Genomic DNA, 23,539 nt, shown 5'->3' on the forward strand with positions numbered 1-23,539 from the left:
TCTTAGTTGTCTCCCTCGTTCACTTCGCCCCGGCGATTCGCCAAGAGCCCTTGGGCTACGCCCCACAGTCCGTCACTATACGAAGCCTTGACTAGCACCACGTCATTCGGACGCAGTTGAAGATCCAACAAGTTGACGGCGGCATCGATGTCATCCACCAGCTGGCTATCCACGCCCTCGGCCTTTGCAGAATGAGACAAGGCTCTCTGGTTGACTCCACGCCCCACAATCACGGCGTGATCAACGCGCCGGCTGGCCAAGAACGTGCCCAGCTCCGTGTGCTCGTCCGAGCCATCCTCGCCGAGCTCGCCCATCTGGCCCAGCACCGCCCAGCTCGCCGCGTCCGGGCGACCGGCCGCGGTATAAGCCAAAGCATCGATTCCTGCCCGCATGGATTCCGGGTTGGCGTTATACGAATCGTTGATCACGGTCACGCCGTCTTCGCGGGTGCGCACGTCCATGCGGTTGGCGCTGGCAGCCACGTGCGAGCACAGTGCATCAGCCACAACTTGTGGGTCCATGCCCAGCTCAATGCCCACCGCCGCAGCGGCCAGTGCATTCGATACCTGATGCGCGCCGAACACACCCAGGCTGATGTGCACTGGCTCGCCACCGGGATAGTGCATGTCGAACTCAGCGCGTGCCACCTCGTCTAAAGCGATGTTGGTGGCGTAGTACTCCGCGCGGCCAGCCTTACCCGTGGTCTCGCTGGTGGAGTAACGCACCACTCGCGCTTGGGTGCGCGCGTCCATGGCATTGACCTTGTCGTCGTCGGCATTGAGAACCGCAAGGCCCTCTGCCTGCAAGGATTCCACCAACTCGCCCTTGGCCTGCGCGATGGCTTCACGCGAACCGAACTCGCCCAGGTGCGCGCTGCCCACGTTGAGCACCACACCGACGGACGGCGGAGTGACCTCGGTGAGGTGGCGGATATGGCCCACGCCTCGAGCGGACATCTCGGAGACGAGGAACTTAGTGCTGCGACCAGCGCGCAGCGCGGTGTATGGCAGGCCAATCTCGTTGTTGAAACTGCCCGGAGGCGCCACGGTCTCCCCCGCCGCACGCAACACAGCGCCGAGCAGATCCTTCGTGGAGGTCTTGCCCGCAGACCCGGTCACGCCCACCACGGTCAGGCCTTCCTCGGCCACCAGGCGATCCGTGTTGTGCCGAGCCAGCTTGTCCACTGCGGCCAGCACTGCCGCGCCGTGGCCTTCGTTATCGTGCTCAAACGCAGAGGCATTGGCCGCCTCCTCGGAGGTCTCAACCGGCGCCGCGAGCAACGCGGGCAGTTCAATGGGACGCCCCACCAGCAGCAGCGACGCGCCGTCGTCCAGCGCGCCCTGCGCAAAATCGTGACCGTCCACGCGCGCGCCCGGCAGCGCCATGAAGATCTGCCCCGGCTTGATCACGCGGGAATCGAACTCCACGGGACCAGCGATGACAGCCTCGGGATCGGCGCCGTTGATGAGACTGCCTCCGGTGACGTCGGCGATCTCCCCCAGCTTTAGTTCAATCATGTCTTCCTAGCTCCTCTCACCGTGGTCTGTCGTCTCACCGTTGTCCGCCATCAGAGCGTTGAGCTCCGACGTCAGGACGGCCACATCATCAAAGTCGTGCATCACGCCCGCAACCAGCTGGCCCTTTTCGTGCCCCTTGCCAGCCACCACAATCGCATCACCCGGACGAGCCCAGCGCACGGCCTTGGAGATCGCTTCAGCTCGGTCGGCGACCTCTTCGATGTGCACGGGGTGATCGTTTCTTTCCGACGCCGCCCGCTGCGTCCCCTCCAGGACTTGCGCCCGAATGTCTGCTGGTTGTTCGTCCCGGGGATTATCATCCGTCACGAACACGGCATCTGCCACGCGAGCTGCTTCGTACCCCATTTTTGGGCGCTTATCGTGATCGCGATTTCCACCTGCGCCGAGAACCATGGCGATGCGACCGTCTTTTGCCGGAATGTAGTCCACCAGAGTCTGCACCACACTGGCCACCGCGCCTGGCTTATGGGCGTAGTCCACCATCGCCAGGAAGGGCTGACCCACATTGATGGCCTGCATACGGCCCGGCACCCGCACCTCTGCGATGCGAGTGGCGAGTTCCGCGGCGCTTCCCGCGTCCTGCTGCTCTCCCAGTGCGTCAACACACGCCAGGGCCAGCAGGCTGTTAGGCACGTTGAAACTCCCCGCCAGCGCGATGCTGTATTCAAAGTCTTCGTTGTCCGCGCGCTCCGCCAAGGCCGTGCGGCCGGTGCGGGAAACGTGGATCAGCTGAGTGCCGTTGGGCTGTACGCGCACGTCATCGGCATTCCAGTGCCATACCGGCAACTCGCTGGTCGCCGCAGCGGCTTCCGGATTCGTGGTCACCACATAGGACAAAGCTGCCACGTCGGTCGCGGATTCCGCCTTGCGCAGCACCTGTTGTGCCAGCCGCTGTCCCCACTCGTCATCTGCGCAGATCACTGGCACTGGATCGCCATATTCCGCACTGAACAAGCTGGCCTTGGTCTGGAAGTAGTCCTCCATCGTGGGATGGAAATCCAGGTGATCCTGGCTCAAGTTCGTGAACGCGGCGGCGTCGAAACCAATACCGCGCACCCGCCCCAGCGCCAGTGCGTGGGAGGAAACCTCCATCACCACGTGCGTGACCCCTTCCTCGACCATGCGAGCCAGCAGGGCCTGCATGGTGGGCGCCTCCGGGGTAGTCAGCTTGGTTTCCACCGGGCGACCATTGATGCGGGTGCCTGTGGTGCCGACGATGCCCACCGAATGGCTGTCCATCAACGCACGTTCCACCAAGTAGCTGGTGGTGGTCTTGCCGGAGGTGCCGGTGATGCCCACCACGGTTAGCTTGCTGGAGGGATGCCCGTAAATCTCGGCTGCAACTTCGCCCATCCAACGGCGGACGTCGTCGACAACTAACACAGGCAACTCAGGACTAGCCGCAGAGATAATCGCAGCACCCTCGGAATCCGTCAGTACAGCCGGTGCACCGGAATCCACCGCAAAGGATGCGCCATGAGTACGGGTGCCGGGCACGCCGCAAAACAGCGTGTCCGTGCCGGCTTCGTCGGAGCTCAGCGTGCAGGTGGCTACCTCAACCCGTCCAGCAGTTCCTGGATCAGGCAAAAGGGAGCCTCCGGTGAGGCGCGCTAATTCAATGAGGGTGGTCATAACTACTGCTTCTCCAACATCAGCATCGGGCCGGGGTCACCGGACAAAGGAACGTTGTAATGATCCAGCAGCCACGATGCGATGTCGTGGAACAAAGGAGCTGCTGAACCGCCGCCACCACCATCGGTGCCGCGCTCTGGGTCATCGAGCATCACACCAATGGCAAACCGAGGGTTGTCGGCTGGGGCGATACCGGCGAAGGTGATCCAATAATCCGAATTGGAATACGCACCGGTGTCTTTATTGATCTGCTGGGCCGTTCCGGTCTTGCCGGAAATCTGGTAGCCCTCCACAGATGCGGAAGCGCCCGTGCCCTGCTGCACGCCGGTGGGATCAGACTGGGTAACTGCGCGGAACATATCCACCACCGTTTTCGCAGTTTCCGGGGACACCACCTGGGTTTCCTTCGGTGCTGGCGGGTTGACGGTAGAGCCATCCGCAGTGGTGATGGATTCCACCAAGCGAGGCTCGATGCGCTTGCCGTCATTGGCCAACGCTTGATAGATGCTGGTCATCTGCAACAAGCTCATGGACATGCCCTGGCCGATTGGCAGGTTGGCAAACGTACCGCCGGACCACTGGTTGAGCTCCGGCACGTAGCCGGACGTCTCGTTCGGCAGCCCCACCCCGGTGGCCTGACCCACGCCGAAATCGCGCAGGTACTGGTTGAACTTTTCCTCACCCACGCGCTGGGCCAGCATCAACGTACCTACGTTGGAGGACTTACCGAACACGCCCGTGGTGGTGTACGGAACCGTGCCGTGCTCCCATGCATCCTTGACGGTCACACCCGCCATCTCAATGCTGCCGGGAACCTGCAGAACCTCAGATGGGCGGGTTTTGCCCTCTTCGATTGCCGCTGCTGCGGTCATGATCTTGGCCACGGAACCCGGCTCGAAGGCATTGGTGGTGTTTCGGTCGCCGAAGATCTTGTCCTGATCCAGCTGCTTTTCCACGTCGCCGTTCGGGTCGACGGTATCGGAGCTGGCCATGGCTACAACCTGGCCGGTCTGCACATCCAGGACCACCACGCTGGCGGAATTCGACTTGGAATTGTCCTTAGCCTGCTGAACTTGCTGCTGGATATACGTCTGGGCATCCAGATCCAGAGAGAGCTGGTAGGCATCTCCATCCACCGGTGGGTGTTCGTCGCGGACGGAGCCCGGGATGGCGTATCCATCGCCGCCGACGTCCACCGTCCGGGATCCGTTGATTCCCTGCAGGCGAGCGTCCTGGGACAGCTCCAAGCCAAACTGGCCTTGGCCATCCTGGCTGATCTTTCCGATCAGGTTGTCTCCCACTGCACCGTTGGGATATTGGCGAATGTCTTGACGCTCCGAGGTGATCTCCGGGAACTCAGCTACCACCTTTTGCGCGATGTCCGGATCCACATTGCGTACGAGGACCTCATAGGTGGCATCAGAGGTGAGCTTCTTGCGTAGGTCGGACTCCTTGATGTCCGCGCCTTCTTGGTCGATCATTTTCGGCAGCTTTTCGACGATCTCATCCAGGCGTTCGTCCGGCTCTGGGACGTTTTCTGGGTCGAGTTCGTGGCGCTCCTGCATGAAGTCGCGAAGCTTGCCCGGGTGTACGGACAGCGAACGAGCCTCCATGGTGTAGGCCAGAATATTGCCGTTGCGGTCCGTGATTGTTCCGCGGTGTGCAGGCTCGGCCAGCACCGTGGTGCGCTGCATTTGCGCCTGCGCGGCCAATGACGGTCCGGCGATCAACTGCACCCACGTCAGGCGCAGTACCAGTGCGATGACCAGCAGCAAGATCAGGCTCAGGACCATGCGCAGGCGCTTGCTGAACCGGGCGCTGCTGTTATCGAGAATCAACCAGCTGTTTGCTCCCGCAGTACGCGAAGATTGAGGCTTTCGCTGTTGTGCCAAAACCTACTCACTCCTTTCTGCGGACAGCATGTTGCTTCATTGTCCACCGCTGAACGCAATGTGCCGGGCAACCTGCCCGGCGTGTCTCCGTCAGCATGGGGTGAGCCAACGGTTGTCCTTCGATTGCGTGTCTACCTCGTTGAGGTCAACGGTGGGTAACTAGTTGGTAATTTCTGATCAGTTTGGTGGGGCGACGGGTGCCGCTGGCGCGGGAGCCGTCGTAGGCGCAGCCGGTGCCGGCTCTGGGGCTGGTGCTGGTGCTGGTGCAGCAGGCGCTGGAGTCTGGTTGCCCGCGGCTGCGCCGCCTGCAGAATTCTGATTGGAATAAGGAACCTCGCCGGTGCCGTTCTGCGCTGCGGCACCGGTTGGGCTCTCAGGCGCCAGTCCCGGCACGTTCGCCGTCTGGGCTGGATCGGACGTTGCGGTACTTGGCTTCTTAGTGCCGTTGACGTCGATCACCGGACGGTTCTCGGCAGCGTCAGCTGGACGCTGCTCGTCTACCTTGTCGCCGTTGACGTTCAACACACCCGTCTGATCCGGCACCACCATTCCCAATTCCGAGGCGCGGGCCGCAATGTTGGCTGCAGACTGTGCATCAGAGACATCCCGCTCCAAAGATTCCAGCTCATTGGTCAAGTTGGTGGACTGCTTGCGCGCATCCGCGATCTGGAAAGACTGATCCGTGGTAATTCCGGACAGCCACATCACCGAAACGATGCCCGCAATCAGCGCGAAAGCCATGAAGAAGGCCAAGTTGCGCGCCCGCGGATCAGTGTTATCCCGAGGTGCAATCCGGCGACCACGCATCGAAACTTGCTGCTGGGAGCCTAGACGGCCCGTGCGCTTGCGTCGATCCTGCAACGCCTGCGGCTGCGAGATGGTCCGTTCGCCTCGCTGGGCTGGCCGCTCCACGGTCCGCGAAGTACGAGTGCTGCGCGTGGACTGGTACGAGCGCGCACCAGAGTCACTGCGTGGTAAGGCGGTGCTCCTGGTCTTTAGCGTTCCGGTGGTCATACTGTGTCCTTCTGGAAAGTGTGTGGTGGTTGCTCGTGGGTTGGTGGGAATCCGCGTGGTCATGTTTTTGTCCTCGGGGGCACGGGGAATGTGCTGTATCCCCGCATGCTCGCTCGAGCAGCAGCCCGCACGCGCACGGGTGCGGCACGAGAGTTCAGTTCGATTTCCTCTTCGGTGGCCTTCTCTGCACCGCGGGTGACCAGCTCGAACTCCGCTTCTGATCCGGGAAGTTCCATCGGCAGACCGGCGGGGGTCTGCGAGGCGGAGAGCTCAGCCAGCGCCTTCTTGACGATCTTGTCTTCCAGCGACTGGTAGCTCATGAACACGCCCATGCCGCCGAGGTGCAGCCAACTTGCCGCTGCGGGAACCACGTTTTCCAGTGCTTCCAGCTCCGCGTTGACCTCGATGCGCAATGCCTGAAAGGTGCGCTTGGCGGGGTGCCCACCGGTCCGCCGGGACGCTGCCGGGATCACCGCATAGAGCAGCTCCACCAGGCGCCCGGAATCGCTGAACGCTTCCTTTTCCCGCTCGCGGAGCACAGCGCTGGCGATCTTGCCCGCGAAACGCTCGTCGCCGTAGGTCTTCAGGATCCGCGCCAGATCGCCGTGCGAGTAGGTGTTCAAGATGTTCGCGGCGGTCAGCGAAGTCTCTGGATCCATCCGCATGTCCAGCGGTGCATCCTGGCTATAAGCAAAACCACGATCCGCTTGATCCAGCTGCATTGAGGAAACACCCAGGTCAAACAGGAATCCGGAGATTCCGTGTTCGCGCACGTCCGTGGGGATGCGCCCCTGTTCCGCCAGCTCGTTCAAAGCATCGGTGATGCCATCGAAGCGGGTGCGGTAGCTCACGAAGCGCTCACCGAAGCGAGCCAGCCGCTCGTTGGCTTCTGCCAGCGCGTTCGGGTCGCGATCCAGCCCCACCACCACTACCTGCGGCATCGCCTCAAGGAATGCTTCGGTGTGTCCACCTGCGCCGAGCGTGCCGTCGACAATTACCGGCGTCACCGGCGCATCGGAGGACTGGACACCCCGCTGCACCAGCTCTACCATCCGATCGCGCATGACCGGGGTGTGGCCAGGTTGGCGTGGGTTCATTGTTGTCCTCCTTTCGTGCTGTTGCGGGATCTTGCTGTTCTTTTGTGCCGACGCCGCCCTTCGCGGAATCAGCTTCGTGCCGACGTGAAAAAGCTGGTGACAAAGTTAAAGAGTGTGAACAGGGCCTTACCTGCGTGGGTGTGGGTCTGATATCGGGGAAGTACATCAAACGTCACGTCGTCCACGCAGATAAGGGCCTGCGCACACTCTGTGTGTCGAAAAAGTTCTAGAGGAACTCCGCGAAGGATTCGTCATCGCCTACTGAGAAGTCAGCCTCATGTTCGGCGCTGTAGGCCTCCCAGGATTGGGCATCCCAAATTTCGAGGAAGTCCACATTGCCGATGACCACGCATTCTTTGCTGAGTTCCGCGTAATCGCGGTGTGCAGCGGGAATGGTGATGCGGCCTTGCGAATCAGGAGTCTGCTCGTCGGCGCTCGCCGCCAGATTGCGCACGAATGCTCGTGCCCTGGGGTTTGTGCGTGAAGCAGCTGCGGCCTTCTTGGCGCGGACCATAAATTCACCTCGCGGATACACCGCCAAGCTTCGATCCTGCCCTTTGACCACCATCAGCCCATCGGCCAGTTCCTCGCGGAACTTGGCCGGCAAGGTGAGTCTCCCTTTGTCGTCCAACTTCGGTGTGAAGGTGCCGAAGAACATGTCTGCGGCTCCTTCCTGTTACCGATCGACACAACGTTGTCTTTTTCACCAGCTCTGTTCAGTTATTCAGCGCGTCGCCGTGCCCCACTTTACCCCACTGTCCCCCACTAGAACAGCCACGCGCCGAACGTTAAACAAATACTTAAGGCTTTCTATTCCCGGATGTTTTCTCTGACCTGCGCCATCTTTCCCTGTGGCGAGATTTTCGGCAAGTGAGATTCACAGGTTCCTCTACGGTTCGCGCACTCTTAATCCGGGTTTGCAGGGCGACAACCCCACCGCTGTGCGCCAACCAGTCGGCCCTTTATCTTTGCGCCCTCATTGCAGAGTTCGTGGTGTTATCGCGCTTCATAAGCGCCATTCTGTCTTCTGAAGGATCTCCGCCGCTCCCCTCTCAGCCGCATTTGACTGCCACTCAACCCTGCCGAGGCCCCTTACTGAACCAATGTGGGGCAAAGTGGGGGAAAAATGGGGCCTAATGGCAGATCTTCGGCAATCTCCGGCCAAAAGTGGGCCTAGATTGCGATCGGAGGTACTAGCAGCGGCGCTAGTGGTCGGCCCAAGCAGCGCGAGGGGCGGCACTAGTGGCAGGCCCGGCGCCCGAGAGACTCTCCCCCCCGCTTCCACGACTTCCCCGAATTCCGCCGAGCTTCATGCTTCTGTACCAATCCTCAAATCTCGCACCGTGTTTCCCCAGGAAAATGTGGCGCAAGTGACGTCTCCAAATGAGTTTTGGTAGGGAAGTATGAACTGCTCTTGCTTGCCGCGCAAAAACGTCCAATTTGGACTGATTTCTTGGTTGAAGGACGAAGACAACTGGTAGTGCTGAGAGAAAGCGCTAAAAGGAGACGCGGACAAGCTTGAGGAAGGCAGGTGCGAAGGCAAAAAGAGGCAGAAGTAGACATAAAAAATCGCCCCACCGTTTCCGGTAGAGCAGCCAGTATTTGAAGGCAGAAAATAGCGAAGCCTGAGAAATATGTCTCACGAGCGAAAGAACTCGAGGAAGACTCCTCACTCCCCAGTAGTCTCGCGGATGCTGCTTATCGTTCGAAGCGCTTGCGGAAGCTATCTTCCATGCGGTCGCCGATGCCGCCGTTTTTCGCCGCCCTCGAACTAGCAGCAGAGACCTTCGCCGAACCAGCACCCTTACCCTTCGCCGCTTTCGAGCGAGTTCCGGTGCGATGGAACGCCATCATGCCTCCAGCGAACATGGCGAAGAAGCCGAGGATACTCAGAGCCACGAACCACAGGGAGAACTGTGCGAGACTCACTCCTCCAACCAACATGCATAGGCCGACCAGCATGATCGCCCCGGATTGAATATTGAAGGCGAAAGTGCCCTGACTGTCCCTCGAAGCCCGGTGTGCCAAACGCGGATCTTCCGCGATGAGTGCGCGTTCGATCTCTTCGAGCATCCGTTGCTCTTGCTCAGATAGAGCCACGTCCAACCTCCACTGTCGCTGCGATGAAACCCTTGTGAGTGCTCATCGTTCTTGCTGTATTGGTGCCTTCACCGGCTAGGTGATCAGTGCCCCTAACAACTTCGAAAGGTGGTTCCCGAAGTGAAAGGTAGTTACTGAATATCCAGTCCGTGCTATCGTAGACGCGAACTCAACCCAGCGGATATGAAGGCTCTGTTAGATACAACGTCCAGCATACGTATTTAGTTCCCGTCACCAGAGAAAATCCAGAATCAGGCTCAACTTCCTCCGCTCAGCTCCATCAACCAATCAACTGAAGTCGAACTGCCACACCATTCGAGCCGTACCGCAATGAGCGCACCGCACCAGCCACTGCCGATTCTGCCAATCCCAATAGCCAAACCAAAACCACCAGGCCGCAGCAGAATAAACGTCACGTCTGCGCCGCTCACACTGCGAGCCAACCAAGCCTAAGCAACCACTGCAGCGCCTTCGACCTCCGCCCGAGCTTCATCTACCAGCACACACGCCTGGTCGTAGAGCTTCTGCACCACCAAGGGGTTGACGTTTTTCTCAAGCCCCATGTCCGCCCTGCTCGCAAGACGAGCGTGCACCTCAAAACGCTGGCAACGCTGTTCCATCGCAGGATCCAACATCTTCAACTTGTCCCACGCACTCCCCTGCGGCCGCCGCTTTCGGCCTGCCATCTTGTGCTCGATCAGCGCCCCTGCTGCACGCAAAGCGGCACGGTAAGAAAGCGATAGAGCCTCATCCAAACGTTCCGCCTGCCTTGATGCAGCAAGCTGTCGCTCCGCATCATCCAGGAAGGACACAGCGCTCTTATGTACCGTGTGCGCCCGTAATTTTCGTACCGTACTCATTGCGCCTTCGCCTTCCTTAATCTTTCGCTAACTGGGTCTTGCAGCGCTAGATCTTGCAACGCTGGGTCTTGCAACGCTGGGTCTTGCAACGCTCCGCAGCAGCACTTCGCGTATCCAACTAGCCATCAAGGTATTCAGCAGCGAGACAACAACCGCCTCCACCAACTCGATAATAGAACACCTGTTCGAACTAGTGCCAAGTTAAGGAAACGCAACCGCACTTTTGCACCACATGGCAGGATGTACGTCATGTCTTTGGTATCTATCGTCGCTGTCACCCCAGCGCAGTTCCGCCGTCGTATTGACGAGCTGATAGATATCCACCTCTCGGCTATGGACTACCCGGCGTCGTACAAAGACCAACGACGCACACTCTGGCTGTCCAACATCCACCACCCCGATTTCCGCTGCCACCTCGCCCTCGTCCACCCAAACAATGCTCACCCGGACCCCAGCGACCCACAGCAACCGTGCGCGGGAGTGTGCTTTAGCTTCCGCGGCAGCTCAGATACTTGGTGGAATCAGCAGGTCACACGCGGTCTCCACGAAGCAGGGCACTCGCGGCGCCAGATAGAATCCGTGCTCAAGGATTACGCCGAGCTATCGGAGATCCACGTCAGTCCTCGCGTGCAACAGCTCGGCATCGGGCGCGGGCTACTGACTGTGCACATGAAGTCGATCACGCAGCAGCACGTCATGCTCTCCACACCAGAAGTGCCCGGGGAAGCCAACGGGGCGTGGCGTTTGTACCGCAGCTTAGGGTTCCAAGACGTGCTGCGGAACTTCTACTTCCCTGCTGATGCGCGCCCCTTCGCGATCCTCAGCAAGGCGCTGTAAGCCCCAGCCCCCCACAAAGCCCCAGTACCCCGGGCAGAACCGCAAAAAAACAAACCTAGCGAACCATATCGTGCCCGTACCCCGGTCCCCACGCCGGTGCCATACCCAAATTGTGCAGTACTTCCTGGGTGGCGCGCACGTTATTCATGGTCATGAAGTGCAGGTCAGGCGCACCTTCCGCGATCAACCGCTCCGCCATCTCGGACGTCACTTCGATTCCCACCTCGCGAATAGCCGCCTTGTTGCCCTCTTCATCGCCATTCGCCGCATTTAACAGGCGCCGCTCCAATGACTTTGGCAGAGACGCGCCCGCCAGCTCCATCTGCTTGCGCACCGCACGCAGGGATGTAATCGGCATCAGGCCGGGGATGATCGGCTTGGCCCCGTGCTCTGGATCTGCCGTCACCAATCGATCACGCAGTCGCAGGTAGTGGTCCACATCAAAGAACATCTGCGTGATGGAGTACTCCGCACCAGCGCGCAACTTCGCCAGCGTGTATTGCGTGTCCATCTCCAAATCCGCAGCGCGGAAGTGGCCTTCAGGGAAGCTCGCGATGCCGATATCGAAGTTCTCGCACTCCGGCATCTCTCGGACCATCCCGATGAGCTCGTTGGTGTACAGCAGGCCGCCTTCGGTCTGCACCCATTCCGCGTTCGGGTCCCCCGGCGGGTCGCCGCGCAGCGCCAGCAAGTTAGTCAGACCCAGGTCCGCGAAAGTCCTGATCAGAGAGCGGATTTCCTCAGCGGTGTGCTCCACTAGCGTCATGTGCACCAGCGTGGTCAGCGGCTTTGTCGCCAGTTGCTCGGCCACGCGCAGGGTGCGTCCGCGGGTAGATCCACCGGCGCCGTAGGTCACGGAGACGAAGCTCACGCCGAGGTCGTGGAACGCCTCCGCTGCGCTCCACAGTCGCTGTTCTGCAGCATCGTCCCGCGGAGGCATAAATTCCACGCTGAAAGGTACTCGACCGGGCGTGGTGAATTTGAGGGAGTCAGAGACTGCGACCTGCCTGCGGATGTGTGCCATGCCCAATGATGATAATGCCCGCCCACATTGCTCTGTACAGCGAGGGCGGAAATGGTGGCACTGTAGGATAAGGACTCATGAGTTCTGCTGAGTTTGATCAGGGTACAGCCACTTGGGGTATGTCTTCTGCCTTGGCTGATGTGCCCGCGGCCGTCAATCAACGCGTCTCGGAATACTTTGCTGCCAGCAGCAGCGAGTTTTCCGCGATCGGCCCCGAATTCGCAGACGCAATCGAGGCCTTGCGCGCCTTTACCGTGCAGGGTGGCAAGCGTGTGCGCCCGATGTTCGCGTGGGCTGGCGTGCGTGCTGGTTTGGAGAGCGGTCGTGGGAGCATCGAGGTTCCTTTTCCCGACGCCAACTCCGATCCCTCCGTACTTCTCACCGCGATATCTGCGATTGAGTTCATCCAAGCGTGCGCGCTAATTCACGATGACATCATTGACCAGTCCGATACCCGGCGCGGCAATCCCACAACGCATCGCAGGTTTGAGTCCCAGCATCGTTCCTCCAATTGGGCGGGAAGCAGCGAGCACTACGGCGTGAGCCAGGCCATTCTCACGGGTGACTTGGCTTTAGCCTGGGCTGATGACATGTTGGTGGGGTCTGGTTTGAGCCCGCAGTCTCTTGCTGCAATCCGTCCGGCTTGGCGGGCGATGCGCACGGAAGTCATCGCCGGGCAAATTTTAGATGTGGCCATGGAGGCCAATGGCAGCGAGAGCGTGGATGATTCGCTGAAGATCATCGAGTACAAGACCGCCAGCTACACCGTGTCTCGCCCGCTGCACATTGGAGCAGCGATGGTGGGCGCGGACCCAGAACTGGTGGACACGTTGCGGAGCATCGGTCAGGACATCGGCGAGGCGTTCCAGCTTCGCGATGATCAGCTGGGGGTGTTTGGTGATCCTTCCGTGACGGGCAAGCCCAGTGGTGATGACCTGCGCACGGGCAAGCGGACCGCGCTGATCAACCTCGCGCTACAGGCGGGAGATCGTGGCGAGGGCGCGGGGGTTGGCGTCGAAAAACTACGAGATGGACTGGGTACGGCCAGCACGGAAGAGGAAGTCGATGCGCTGCGCGAGATCATCGAGGCAACGGGGGCGGCCGAGATTGTGGAGCGGCGGATTACGCAGCGCAGCCAGCGGGCCATCGAGACCATCACGTCTGCACGGCTCGGTTCGCAGATTTCAGATGAACTGGTGGGGATGACTCTGGCGCTGAGCGTTAGGAAATTCTAGGACAATGCGCAAGACCTACGAGAGCAAGGCGGGCAGCAGGCGCCACCTGAAGCTTCCCCGCCCGCTGATTCCCATGACGCGTGCGACCACGCGTCGGCGGTTGGCGGCAGATGTTCAGCACGTGGTGGTTGTGGGCGCGGGATTGTCCGGGCTGTCTGCGGCGGCTCGTTTGCGTGCTTCCGGGTTGAAGGTCACGGTTCTGGAGGCCGAGGAAACCGTAGGCGGGCGTTGCAAGACAGAGCGCCTGACCAGCGCGCATGGCACGTTCGAGGCCGATACCGGGGCCACGGTACTAACCATGCCGCAGCTGGTGGAAGCCGCGGTGCAGTCGCTGGGTCAACGGATGCCGGATTCGTGGAAGCTCACCAAACTCAGCCCCGCATATACCGCGCAGTTCGCCTCGGGGCGCAGCATTCGGCTGTATTCGGACCCGGCGCGCATGAGCCAAGAGATCGCGGAATTCGCGGTCGCCAAGTTTCCGGAGGATGCCTCCCGTCAGGCAGAGCGTCTAGTTAGCGGCTACGAGGACTATCGCGACTGGTCACAGGACATGTTCAGCGCCGCATTCGATAATTTCCTGGCTGCGGACTTCGATTCGGTCCTCGATTTGGTGGCCACTCCGTCTTCGGCATCGGATCTGGGGCGGCTAGTTGGTTTGGGAGCGTTTGGTTCGTTGGCGCGCGCCACACGAGGTTTTGTGTCCGACGCCGAGCTCGCCCGCTTATTTACTTTTCAAGCCCTCTATGCGGGTCAAGCACCCGCGAAGGCGCGGGCAGTCTATTCGGTGATCAGCCACATGGACACGGGAATGGGCGTGTTCTACCCGCAGCACTCGATCGGTGAGGCCGCTGAGGCCATGGCCAGTGCGTTGGTGGCCGCTGGGGCGGAAGTGCGCACGGGCACGCCCGTGGCTGGATTCAATTTCGATGCCTCCGGCACCTCCGTGAGTTCGGTACGACTGGCCTCCGGCGAGGTCATCGAGACCGATGCGGTGATCTGCACGACTGACCTCGCAGTGACGGACCGCCTCATGAACCGCCCGCGCACTACACAGCGGCGGCCGGTTCCCCTGCGTTGGGCACCGTCGGCCGTGGTTATCCACGGCACGGTGCCCACCAAGGTCGCCGATACTTTTGCTTCGCAGAGCCATCACACATTGAGCTTCGGCGAGGCCTGGGATGAGACGTTTACTCAGATCACCGGCGCTCGCGGGCGCGGTTCGCTGATGACGGACCCTTCCTTGCTGATCACTCGTCCGGCGAAGTCCGCCCCGAGCCGCATCATTCAGGGCGCGGAGGGCTCCGCACACACTGGTGAGACTTTCGAGCCGATGAGCATCCTCGCCCCGGCTCCCAACCTTGCCTCCGCTCCGGTGCAGTGGAAAAACATTCAGGACCGGTACGTAGAAGAGATTCTTCGCGAACTGGACGGACGAGGTTTTTCTGGACTACGCGAGTCCCTGTCCATAGCGCGGGTGGATACCCCGCAATCGTGGGCGGAGACCTACGGCTACGGCGAAGGTACACCGTTTGGCTTGGCACATACTTTTGCCCAGACCGGCCCATTCCGGCCACGCAACGTTGGCAGCTACGGGGTAGATAACGTGATCCTCGCGGGAAGCGGCACCACGCCAGGAGTAGGCGTGCCTACTGTCTTGTTGTCTGGCGCTCTTGCCGCCCGCAGAATCACCGGAGGTGGCGTTCGATGAACCCTTTGACGTTGAAGCTGCGCCGCATCACCTGGCAGCAGGCCATGATCATCGGCCTAGTCGGCTCAATCATTCTCGCGCTGAGTTCCCATGCCGCCGGTGCTGTCCGCGCCCGCGGTGGTGTGCTGCACGTGCTGAATCTGACTTCGCTGACCTTCGGGCACTTCACCGGCATCTTGGTGGTGATCATGTGGATCGGCGTGGTTCTTCTGCTGTTGAGCTGGATCGTGGCCGGCGGCCATATTCTGCGCCACGGCCGGTCCTTGGATGCCCGGATGGTCTCTGCGTGGATCGCGCCATTGTTTTTCGCCGGCCCCATGATGTCTCGGGATCTGTACTCCTACCTCATGCAGGGCACGCTGGCTCGCGATGACATCAACCCCTACCAGCACGGCGCCGCTGCCAACCCTGGCCCAATTCTGTTTGAGGTCAGCGCGGACTGGCGCAATACCACCACGCCTTATGGCCCATTGCACTTGTGGATCGGCGAGATCATCACCAGCGTGACCGGCGATAACATCACCGCTGGAACCATCGCCTACAAGGTCTTGTCCCTGGCATCCGTGGCGGTGATGGGATGGGCCACGATTCAGTTGGCGCACATCCTCGGAGTGCGCCCATCTATCACCCTGTGGTTGGGTGTGGCCAATCCCCTGGTCATCATCCACCTGGTGGGCGGTATGCACAATGAAAACACCATGATGGCCTTGGTGATGGCGGGACTGGTGTTTAGCTTCCGTCTCAAGCCGATCCCCGGCTTGTTGGTTGGCACGCTACTGATCGCCCTGGGCACATCTTTGAAGGCCACGGCATTTCTGGCCTTCCCTTTCCTCGTGTGGATTTTTGTCGCCCGCTGGGCCGGGCGCGGCCCGGAGGGACTGTTCAAGGAAACGTGGAAGCGCTTGGCAACGTTGGTTATCAGCGGAATCGCCGCACTGGGGCTGACCGGGCTGATCATGCAGGCGGTGACCGTGCTCTCGGGTCAGACGTGGGGCTGGGTCGAGGAAATATCCGGCAACACCAAGGTGATCAACCCTCTGGCCTTGCCTTCGATGTTGGCATCCACCTTGGAACCGGCGCTCACGCGCCTAGTCAACGATGATCTCACTTTCAACGTTCTGGTGAACTTCTTCCGCCCCTACAGCACCGCGCTGATGGGCATCGGGCTGATGGTGGCATGGTGGGTCTTCCGCCGCGATGAGCTGCAGGCACTCAAGGGCGCGTGTGTGGCCTACCTGGTCACCTGTGTCTTCAACACCGTGACCCTGCCGTGGTACTACGCTGCGGTGCTCGCTCTGCTGGCCGTGTGGGTCCCCGATCGCCGGATCATCTTCTTCGCAGCGTGGTTCTCCGCATTCCTGTGCATGATGTTCGACGGCGGAGGCAACAACCGCCTCTACAACCTCTGGTGGGTCCTGGCCGTCGGTGCCATCATGTGGTGGGCTATGCGTTCCTCGCTGGGATACAGCCCCTTGCGCAAGCCACAAGACACAGACGCGTGGGTTCTCGATGAACCGCGTCTCCCCCGAGAAGAACCGGCTAAATCGCCATCGCTTGCGCCCGGCGCATGACCTCCCGGGCCAGATGACCATGGAGGGCATCCACTGGTCGGCCGGGAAGGGTGTCGTCGGGCTGGAAGAGGAACTCAAGAACTTCCGTCGAGGAATACCCGCCGTCTCCGAGCAGCGAGACCACGCCGGGGACGAATCGGTTGAGCCGGCCGCTTTCATCGAAGAACAGCTCGGGGATGTAACGGACGTTGTTCACGCGAACCGCCAGGATCTGGCCATTGCGGAGCAGATCCATCACTTTCGTCACCACCACGCCCATGCGCTCGGCGGCGTCTGGGATGGAGATGACGGACTCTCCCGCAGGAATGCCACCAACGGGCTTTTCCAAAATAACGGACTGTGCAGTGGTCTTTGATCGCTCGTTATTCACAGCTGCCACTGTAGTGCACGCGAAGCCAATCCCCCACGCCCGTCCGTCCGAACGCCCTGCCTAAGCCGGGCTTGTCTCCCCGCGCCCTAAGATGGAGGGAAGTTATTATGTCTGGATGGGATTTACCTAGGCCTTTCCATTGGGCCCTGAGCCATTCCCATTCGGCAAAGCGATGAAAGGACGGCCGAACTCGCTGTGAGCCAGTTGTACTCCGGAGACCTGCTCGACAATCGCTATCGCATCGGTGCGCAGATCGCCCGCGGTGGCATGTCGACGGTCTACTCCGCGGTGGATACCCGCCTGGACCGCGAAGTGGCGGTCAAGGTGATGGATCCCGCCCTGGCTGACCAGCGTTCTTTCCGTGCCCGCTTTGAGCGCGAGGCGCGCGCCGTGGCCAAGCTCAATCACCCAGCGCTGGTGAATGTCTTCGACCAGGGAGTGGACGGAGAGTACGTCTTCCTCGTCATGGAACTGGTGGTCGGCGGATCTCTGCGTGAACTGCTGAAAGAACGCGGCCCCATGCCTCCCCACGCCGCACTCGCAGTCATGGAGCCAGTGTTGACCGCACTGTCCGTGGCGCATGCCACCGGCATGATTCACCGCGATATCAAGCCGGATAACGTACTGATCAGTGATTCCCACCAGGTCAAGCTCGCGGACTTCGGCTTGGTGCGGGCCATCGCCACCGGGGTGAACTCGGGCGCGCACACTGCTCACGATGGCAAGGTCATCGGCACGGTGGGCTACCTTTCTCCGGAGCAGGTCGAGGGCAAGTCGCTGCATCAAACGTCAGACGTCTACTCCGCCGGCATCCTGTTGTACGAGCTGATCACCGGCACCACGCCGTTCAAGGAGGACTCTCCCGTGGGCACGGCGATGGCCCGCCTCAATCGGGACGTACCGGCCCCGTCCAGCGTGATCAGTGGCGTGCCTGAAAAGATCGACCAGTTGGTTGCGCGGGCAACCTCCCGCAGCTCGGAGACCCGATTTTCCGACGGCACGGAGTTCCTCAACGCGGTTCATGCCGTCACGAGGGATCTCAACCTTCCGCCTTTCAAGGTTCCCTCCCCTGCAGATTCCGCGGTGCGCCGCGCGTTGGAAGGCGCCGACTATGGCGAGCGTTTGTCCTGGGATGACGAGTCCATGTCCACGCGCGCTGTCGCGCTGGGCACGGATCCGCGCACCTCGGAGCAGCCCGGCCACGCTCAGCCATTCAGCGAAACCGCGCACACTCAGCTTCAACCTGCAGACGGCGGTTATTCTCCGTATTCCGGCACTCCCGGCGTGGACGCTCACAGCCCCGCTGCTGCCTACCCGGCGGGAGCACGCGCGGGCATAGGACAGCCCGGAGCTGCCCATGCTGGAAACCCTCAGGGCTACCCTCCCAGTGCCTATCCCGCTGGTCCGCTACACCACAGCGGACATGCCGCAGAGGTAGTACAGAGCCCTGAAAGCAACCGCAAGCCAGCGTTGAGCAACCGATCCAGCGGCCGCACCGTGGTGTGGATCTTGGTGATCCTCGCGCTGGTTGCTGCCGTAGCCACGGGCGCATGGTGGCTGACCAGCGGGCGCTATGGAGAGGTGCCCAATGTGGTGGGCATGGATCAGGCCTCCGCACAGGCCACTGTGGAGGAGGCGGGGTTTACCTCGGATCTGGAGGAGCAATACTCCAATGACACGGCCCGGCAGGCCGTGATGGGGACTGATCCCCCTTTCGGTGAACGAGCGCCGCGGGGAAGCCAGGTAGCGGTGCTCGCCTCGTTGGGAAAGCCCACCGTCCCACAGCCTGGAAGCGCAGACACTGTTGCCACGTATACGCAGAAATTAGAAGACCGCACGCTACAGGCACGGCTCGGCAGCGAGGTGTACTCGGATGACGTGCCGAAGGGCAAGATCGCAAGTACCAAGCCTGCCAGCGGCGCAGAAGTGAACACGGGCTCCACCGTGGAAGTGCAGTTGAGCAAGGGGCCGAGGCCTGTTCGTGTGCCCGGAGTCAAGGGACAATCGGAACAGCGCGCCACCGAAACCATCGAGGCGGCCGGTCTCGAGGTCGGCGACGTAGTCCAGGAGTTCAGCGAGCAAGTGGAAACTGGCGATGCCATAGGAACTCGCCCCGGATCCGGAGAAGAGGCGCCGGGAGGCAGCGAAATCACCCTGGTGATCAGCAATGCCATCAAGGTGCCGAACATCACAGGGCTATCCGCAGACAAGGCCAAGGAGAAGCTGCGTGAGGCTGGACTCAATCCTGTCGATGGCGATCCCCTCACGGACGAGGACGTCGAGGCCGGTCACGTTGCCTCCCAGTCCCCTGCTGCGGATCAGCTGATCAACCCTGAAGAAGACACGAACGTCACCATCCACGAATCGGATTCGGTGCGCGTACCGTTTGTCATCGGCAGCACTGCGGCCTCGGCAAAGCAGAAGCTCGAGGCGCTGGGCCTGAAGGTGAAGTTCTCCTCAGACAGTTCCGGCCTGGTGATCACCCAGTCCCCTGGCCTCGGTTCTCGCGTACGAGTGGGCGACACAATAACGCTGGGCACGCTCTAGATTTCTCCAGAGCGTGCCCATCAGGGGTTATTGCGTGTGGCGGACTATGCCAGCGTTAGTTACGCAGCATCTCCGCCACTAGGAACGCCAGCTCCAGCGACTGCTGGGTGTTCAGGCGTGGATCCACGGTGGTGGCGTAGCGGGTAGGCAGGTCCACGTCGGTGATGGACTGGCCGCCGCCAACAACCTCAGTGACGTCCTCGCCGGTCAGCTCCACGTGGATGCCTCCGGGGTGGGAGCCGATCTCGCGGTGGACCTCGAAAAAGCCCTGTACTTCGTCGATGATCCGATCGAAGTCGCGGGTCTTGTAGCCGTTGGACGAGGTGTAGGTGTTGCCGTGCATCGGGTCGCACTGCCAGATGACCTTGTGTCCGGTGGCTTCCACTGCCTTGACGATCGGAGGCAGGGCGGTGCGGATCTTGTCATAACCCATGCGGGAAATCAGGGTCAGGCGCCCCGGAATGTTGTGTGGATCCAGGGTGCGGACGTAGTCCACGGCCTCTTCCGGCGTGGTCGTCGGACCAATCTTCACGCCCACGGGGTTGGCGATCATGGAGACAAACTGGATGTGTGCGTCCTCGAGTCCGCGGGTGCGCTCGCCGACCCACACCTGGTGTGCGGATAGGTTGTACAGCGCGTCATTGCCCTCGGAATCGTGGCCCAGGCGCAGCATTGCGCGCTCGTAGTCCATGACCAGGGACTCGTGGGAGGCGTAGATATCTGCGGTGTGCAGCTGGGAATCGGACACGCCACAGGCATTCATGAATTCCAGGCCACGGTCGATTTCCTCGGCCAGCGCCTCGTAGCGGGCACCTGCTGGGGAGTTGGCCACGAACTCGCGGTTCCACTCGTGCAGGCGGTAGAGGTCCGCGGTGCCGGAGCCGGTCAGCGCGCGCACCAAGTTCATTGCTGCCGAAGCGTTAGCGTATGCGCGCACCATGCGGGAAGGATCGTGCTTGCGGGCCTCTTCGTTGGCTTCCACGCCGTTGACGAGGTCACCGCGGTAGCTCAGCAGGCCATTGGCCTCGCGGTCCGCGGAGCGGGGCTTCGCGTACTGGCCAGCGATACGAGCCATCTTCACCACCGGGGTGGAGGCACCGTAAGTCAGCACCACGGCCATCTGCAGCAAGGTCTTGATGTTGCCGCGAATGTGCGGTTCGGTGTTGGACTCGAAGGTCTCGGCACAGTCGCCACCTTGCAGCAAGAATGCCTTGCCCAGTGCCACGTCGCGCAGTTGGTTACTCAGCCGACGTACCTCCGGTGCCACCACGATCGGCGGGACGGATTCGAGGATTTTACGCACGCGTGCAGCGTGGTCCGGATCCCACGAAGGCTGCTGCTTCGCGTCACGCGAAAGCACGTCCGAGTACAGCTTTTCCGCTAGCGGTTCCGGAAGCGGAGGGAGATCAGGAAGTTCGTCCAAGGGGAGGTCAATAGTCCAAGCCATGGATCACAGCATACGCGGTCGGTTGTCTGACCTGGAATGGGCGGATGGTTTCGCCCACCTCACCGTGTTTTTGCCCCCGTTTAGGGTACATGGTGGCGCAATTTTTCCTTTTTTGACGCCAACCTAGCGCCGCAGCGCTTCCATCGAAAGCCGGTACTTGATGACGTTGAACCGCGCATCCGCGAGCGCATCGTGCGCGTTGGAGGGAGATTCGGGAAGCCGGGGACGACCGGCCATTTCCCACAGTTGCTTGAGCTCGTGGGTGAAGCGGGGCAGTTCCCGGGGCAGGCCGGTCATGTCTCCCCACAGCTGTGCCAGCACCACGTGGTCGTAGGCTCCCACCCACGCCCAAAGTTCTGGGCGGTCCTGCTGTGCCAAACGCTGGCCGGGAACGTGATCGGGAAGCAAGAACTCGTAGAGCTTGCTGCGCAGCGTGGCGCGATCCATCCACCGCGCGTCAGACTTGGGTGGAAGCTGGTTCAGCACGTTGCGGCGCACCCAGTCCCCTGCCTGGGAGGCGTCGAACTCCTTGGACACGGCGTAAAACTCCCGGCCGTCCTCGGCAACCACTCCGATGGAAATCAGGTCAATGGTTTCCCCATCTTCGATAAATTCCGTGTCATAAAAATAGCGCACGGTGCCCAGCTTAAACGGTGGCTGTGGCGGGCGTGGCAGTGCGTCGGCGTAGCGGAGGCGGGTACAGGCACCACTTGAGCACGGGGATCTTGGAGATGCCGTAAAACAGTCCGCCCACGGCGATGCAGATCAGCAGCCCCCAGATGATGCGGGTGTTCGGGTCATCGATCAGGTGGCGCCACGCGGGATGGCTTTCCCACAGACGTGGGTAGACGTAGAAATCGAAGAAGGTCAGGGTGGCGTGGTGGGACACGTAGACAGGCAGTGTGTGACGTCCTACGAAGCCGATCATCTTTTCCACCACGGGAATACGGGAAAGCCAAACCGCAATGATCACGCCCATGGGCGCTGCCGTAACTGTGCGCACCAGCGCGAGCACTGCCTGATGGCCTGCTACTGCCTCATCCCATCCATCGAAGTAGAAGGCCTGCATTCCGCGGTAGACCGCCTCCCAGCCAGCGAACAGGAGAAGCGCCCAGGCGATCGTGGGCAGGTGGAAAGCGCGCCGAGCCAGTTGGAAAAACACCCATCGGTAGTGCAAACCGATGAAGAAGATCGGCCCATACATAAATGCCTGGTGCACGCTTTGATGCACCATCAGACCACTCATGGCCGCCACGAGTGCGGGGACGAAGGACAAGGTTACGGCCAGCCAGGGAGGTTGGCGTCGGAGAACCACGGCCGCGATGTTGTACACCATCAGCGTGTACAGGAACCACAACCCAGGATCGCCGACGATCACCGCCCGAACCACGTTCTGCCAGGTCAGCTCGTCATAGATGTAAAAACGCGAGGCGGCCTGGAAAGGAGTGAAAATCAGATACGGCACCAGGAGGAACCAAAGACGTCGGTACCAGAGATCTTCCAAGTTGCGTGTGATGACGCGGTGGGCAAACAGGCCCGAGACCAGGAAAAATAGCGGCATCCGCAGTGGATCGAGGAAGCTCGATATCGGACCCCACGCGGTGTCTGTGCCGCCCGGCGCGCCCGTGACCACGTGCATCAGGCACACGCCGATGATGGACAGCCCCTTGGCACAGTCTGCCCAGTTCACTCGACCGGACGCTGCCGTAGCCGGCTGTCGCTGATACGACGGCCGACGGGTTTGGGACTGTGCTGGGGCGTTCATGACTGCCGTTAAGAATCACAGGGCATAGGCAGAAAACGCAAACCGTCTCGCCCAGCAATGCACAGATGGTTGCCAGAACTGGCGGTATTGCCAGTGAACCAGGTGGCCCCCGAAAGCCCTAGGATCGTGGCTCGGAACCCTTCGGATAACCGTCGCCGGTTTCCAGGGACTTCTTCACGTCCGCTGCGTAGAAGTCCTTCACATACTCCTGCCCGGACAGCTCGGCCAGCGCTTCCATAATGGCATCGGTGAGTGCGCGCGCCTGGGCGTATTCGTCTCCGGCATCTCGGAAATCCGCCGGGTCAATGGGGTCTCCCACATAAACACCACAGCGGAACGGGCGTGGAATCCAGGAGCCAATGGGGTTGACCTTGCGCGTATTGATCATCGCGGTGGGATAGACCTGCACCCCGGTCTTCAGCGCCACGCGAGCCAGCCCGGTCTTGCCGCGGTACAAACGCCCATCGGGGCTGCGCGTGCCTTCCGGGTACATTCCCAGAACATCTCCGCGCTCGAGCACCCGGGTTGCGGTTTCCAATGCTGCGCTCTGGGAATCCTTATCGGAACGATCCAGCGGCACCTGCCCCACCGAAGAGAAGAACCACTTCTGGATACCGCCCACCAATCCCGGAGTGGTGAAGTACTCCTTCTTCGCCAAGAAAGTCAGCTGGCGCTTGGCCATCAACGGGAGATAAAAGCTGTCCATCACCGCGAGGTGGTTGGAGGCAAGAATCGCCGCCCCCTCGGAAGGGATCTTGTCTATTCCACGGTTAAACGGACGGTTGTATACCCACAGCAGAGGTCCAACAAACACATGCTTGAGCCACCAATATGTCTTATTCTGCATTTCCAGTTGTCCTTCACGCGGGTCACAAGGTTGATAAGCCGTAAGCGCCGAAAGT

General features: G+C 61.0%; 19 protein-coding genes. 5 read left to right on the top strand and 14 right to left on the bottom strand.

The window, feature by feature from the left end; translation table 11 throughout:
• Nucleotides 1-2 precede the first annotated feature (2 nt).
• The 8 genes from CS919_RS07975 to CS919_RS08005 form a co-directional block, all read right to left on the bottom strand.
• A complete protein-coding gene (locus CS919_RS07975) occupies nt 3-1,517 on the bottom strand; it encodes a UDP-N-acetylmuramoyl-tripeptide--D-alanyl-D-alanine ligase (protein ID WP_099298959.1) in 1,515 nt (504 codons plus the stop codon).
• Between the two features lie 6 nt (nt 1,518-1,523).
• Entirely contained in the window at nt 1,524-3,170 is a 1,647-nt protein-coding gene (locus CS919_RS07980) for a UDP-N-acetylmuramoyl-L-alanyl-D-glutamate--2,6-diaminopimelate ligase (RefSeq protein WP_099298960.1), read from the bottom strand.
• Nucleotides 3,171-3,172: 2 nt separating this feature from the next.
• A complete protein-coding gene (locus CS919_RS07985) occupies nt 3,173-5,062 on the bottom strand; it encodes a peptidoglycan D,D-transpeptidase FtsI family protein (protein ID WP_099298961.1) in 1,890 nt (629 codons plus the stop codon).
• A gap of 177 nt (nt 5,063-5,239) precedes the next feature.
• A complete protein-coding gene (gene ftsL / locus CS919_RS10650) occupies nt 5,240-6,076 on the bottom strand; it encodes a cell division protein FtsL (RefSeq protein WP_143341773.1) in 837 nt (278 codons plus the stop codon).
• A 59-nt stretch (nt 6,077-6,135) separates the two neighbouring features.
• Nucleotides 6,136-7,173 (bottom strand): 16S rRNA (cytosine(1402)-N(4))-methyltransferase RsmH, encoded by a 1,038-nt coding sequence (gene rsmH, locus CS919_RS07990; protein WP_099298962.1) that lies wholly within the window; start codon nt 7,171-7,173, stop codon nt 6,136-6,138.
• Between the two features lie 226 nt (nt 7,174-7,399).
• A complete protein-coding gene (gene mraZ / locus CS919_RS07995; RefSeq protein WP_099298963.1) occupies nt 7,400-7,831 on the bottom strand; it encodes a division/cell wall cluster transcriptional repressor MraZ in 432 nt (143 codons plus the stop codon).
• Between the two features lie 1,040 nt (nt 7,832-8,871).
• Nucleotides 8,872-9,273, bottom strand: a complete 402-nt coding sequence (locus tag CS919_RS08000) for a DUF3040 domain-containing protein (protein ID WP_099298964.1) — start codon at nt 9,271-9,273, stop codon at nt 8,872-8,874.
• Between the two features lie 449 nt (nt 9,274-9,722).
• The gene (locus CS919_RS08005; RefSeq protein ID WP_099298965.1) at nt 9,723-10,133 is read right to left on the bottom strand and encodes an SAV_6107 family HEPN domain-containing protein; all 411 of its coding nucleotides are present in this window, start codon (nt 10,131-10,133) and stop codon (nt 9,723-9,725) included.
• Between the two features lie 249 nt (nt 10,134-10,382).
• Between CS919_RS08005 and CS919_RS08010 the strand changes: the two genes are divergently transcribed.
• Nucleotides 10,383-10,970: a GNAT family N-acetyltransferase gene (locus tag CS919_RS08010; protein ID WP_143341774.1), complete on the top strand. Its 588-nt coding sequence runs from the start codon at nt 10,383-10,385 to the stop codon at nt 10,968-10,970.
• Nucleotides 10,971-11,025: 55 nt separating this feature from the next.
• Here CS919_RS08010 and CS919_RS08015 read toward each other — a convergent pair whose 3' ends face one another.
• Nucleotides 11,026-11,994, bottom strand: coding sequence for a methylenetetrahydrofolate reductase (locus CS919_RS08015; protein WP_099298967.1), 969 nt, complete (start codon nt 11,992-11,994; stop codon nt 11,026-11,028).
• A 77-nt stretch (nt 11,995-12,071) separates the two neighbouring features.
• On the opposite strand from CS919_RS08015, the gene CS919_RS08020 reads away from it, so the two are divergent.
• Genes CS919_RS08020 through CS919_RS08030 form a run of 3 tightly spaced genes read left to right on the top strand, consistent with a single transcriptional unit; the run spans nt 12,072 to nt 16,508 of the window.
• The gene (locus tag CS919_RS08020) at nt 12,072-13,229 is read left to right on the top strand and encodes a polyprenyl synthetase family protein (RefSeq protein WP_099298968.1); all 1,158 of its coding nucleotides are present in this window, start codon (nt 12,072-12,074) and stop codon (nt 13,227-13,229) included.
• A gap of 4 nt (nt 13,230-13,233) precedes the next feature.
• The gene (crtI, locus tag CS919_RS08025; RefSeq protein WP_099298969.1) at nt 13,234-14,937 is read left to right on the top strand and encodes a phytoene desaturase family protein; all 1,704 of its coding nucleotides are present in this window, start codon (nt 13,234-13,236) and stop codon (nt 14,935-14,937) included.
• A complete protein-coding gene (locus tag CS919_RS08030; protein ID WP_099298970.1) occupies nt 14,934-16,508 on the top strand; it encodes an alpha-(1->6)-mannopyranosyltransferase A in 1,575 nt (524 codons plus the stop codon). The genes crtI and CS919_RS08030 overlap by 4 nt, the downstream gene beginning before the upstream one ends.
• On the opposite strand, the gene CS919_RS08035 is transcribed toward CS919_RS08030, so the two are convergent.
• Nucleotides 16,477-16,839 (bottom strand): Rv2175c family DNA-binding protein, encoded by a 363-nt coding sequence (locus CS919_RS08035; RefSeq protein ID WP_143341780.1) that lies wholly within the window; start codon nt 16,837-16,839, stop codon nt 16,477-16,479. The two genes, CS919_RS08030 and CS919_RS08035, sit on opposite strands and share 32 nt — an antisense overlap.
• 234 nt (nt 16,840-17,073) lie before the next feature.
• Between CS919_RS08035 and CS919_RS08040 the strand changes: the two genes are divergently transcribed.
• Entirely contained in the window at nt 17,074-19,425 is a 2,352-nt protein-coding gene (locus CS919_RS08040) for a PASTA domain-containing protein (protein ID WP_099298971.1), read from the top strand.
• Between the two features lie 55 nt (nt 19,426-19,480).
• Here the strand turns inward: CS919_RS08040 and CS919_RS08045 are convergent, their stop codons facing one another.
• The 4 genes from CS919_RS08045 to CS919_RS08060 form a co-directional block, all read right to left on the bottom strand.
• Nucleotides 19,481-20,872, bottom strand: coding sequence for a class II 3-deoxy-7-phosphoheptulonate synthase (locus CS919_RS08045; RefSeq protein ID WP_099298972.1), 1,392 nt, complete (start codon nt 20,870-20,872; stop codon nt 19,481-19,483).
• A gap of 123 nt (nt 20,873-20,995) precedes the next feature.
• Nucleotides 20,996-21,508: a polyadenylate-specific 3'-exoribonuclease AS gene (locus tag CS919_RS08050; protein ID WP_099298973.1), complete on the bottom strand. Its 513-nt coding sequence runs from the start codon at nt 21,506-21,508 to the stop codon at nt 20,996-20,998.
• Between the two features lie 10 nt (nt 21,509-21,518).
• On the bottom strand, nt 21,519-22,637 hold the full coding sequence (locus CS919_RS08055) for an acyltransferase family protein (protein ID WP_099298974.1): 1,119 nt from the start codon (nt 22,635-22,637) through the stop codon (nt 21,519-21,521).
• A 118-nt stretch (nt 22,638-22,755) separates the two neighbouring features.
• Nucleotides 22,756-23,484, bottom strand: coding sequence for a lysophospholipid acyltransferase family protein (locus tag CS919_RS08060; RefSeq protein WP_099298975.1), 729 nt, complete (start codon nt 23,482-23,484; stop codon nt 22,756-22,758).
• Nucleotides 23,485-23,539 lie beyond the last annotated feature (55 nt).

This window comes from Corynebacterium dentalis (genome assembly GCF_900232865.1).
Classification (GTDB): Bacteria; Actinomycetota; Actinomycetes; order Mycobacteriales; family Mycobacteriaceae; genus Corynebacterium; species Corynebacterium dentalis.

Coding starts and splice junctions, on each gene's coding strand:
- CS919_RS07980 (WP_099298960.1), bottom strand. CDS start 3,170: ATGACCACCCTCATTGAATTAGCGCGCCTCACCGGAGGCTCCCTTTTG.
- CS919_RS08030 (WP_099298970.1), top strand. CDS start 14,934: ATGAACCCTTTGACGTTGAAGCTGCGCCGCATCACCTGGCAGCAGGCC.
- mraZ (WP_099298963.1), bottom strand. CDS start 7,831: ATGTTCTTCGGCACCTTCACACCGAAGTTGGACGACAAAGGGAGACTC.
- CS919_RS08015 (WP_099298967.1), bottom strand. CDS start 11,994: ATGGCACACATCCGCAGGCAGGTCGCAGTCTCTGACTCCCTCAAATTC.
- rsmH (WP_099298962.1), bottom strand. CDS start 7,173: ATGAACCCACGCCAACCTGGCCACACCCCGGTCATGCGCGATCGGATG.
- crtI (WP_099298969.1), top strand. CDS start 13,234: ATGCGCAAGACCTACGAGAGCAAGGCGGGCAGCAGGCGCCACCTGAAG.
- CS919_RS08060 (WP_099298975.1), bottom strand. CDS start 23,484: ATGCAGAATAAGACATATTGGTGGCTCAAGCATGTGTTTGTTGGACCT.
- CS919_RS07975 (WP_099298959.1), bottom strand. CDS start 1,517: ATGATTGAACTAAAGCTGGGGGAGATCGCCGACGTCACCGGAGGCAGT.
- CS919_RS08055 (WP_099298974.1), bottom strand. CDS start 22,637: ATGAACGCCCCAGCACAGTCCCAAACCCGTCGGCCGTCGTATCAGCGA.
- CS919_RS08005 (WP_099298965.1), bottom strand. CDS start 10,133: ATGAGTACGGTACGAAAATTACGGGCGCACACGGTACATAAGAGCGCT.
- CS919_RS08020 (WP_099298968.1), top strand. CDS start 12,072: ATGAGTTCTGCTGAGTTTGATCAGGGTACAGCCACTTGGGGTATGTCT.
- ftsL (WP_143341773.1), bottom strand. CDS start 6,076: ATGACCACCGGAACGCTAAAGACCAGGAGCACCGCCTTACCACGCAGT.
- CS919_RS08010 (WP_143341774.1), top strand. CDS start 10,383: ATGTCTTTGGTATCTATCGTCGCTGTCACCCCAGCGCAGTTCCGCCGT.
- CS919_RS08045 (WP_099298972.1), bottom strand. CDS start 20,872: ATGGCTTGGACTATTGACCTCCCCTTGGACGAACTTCCTGATCTCCCT.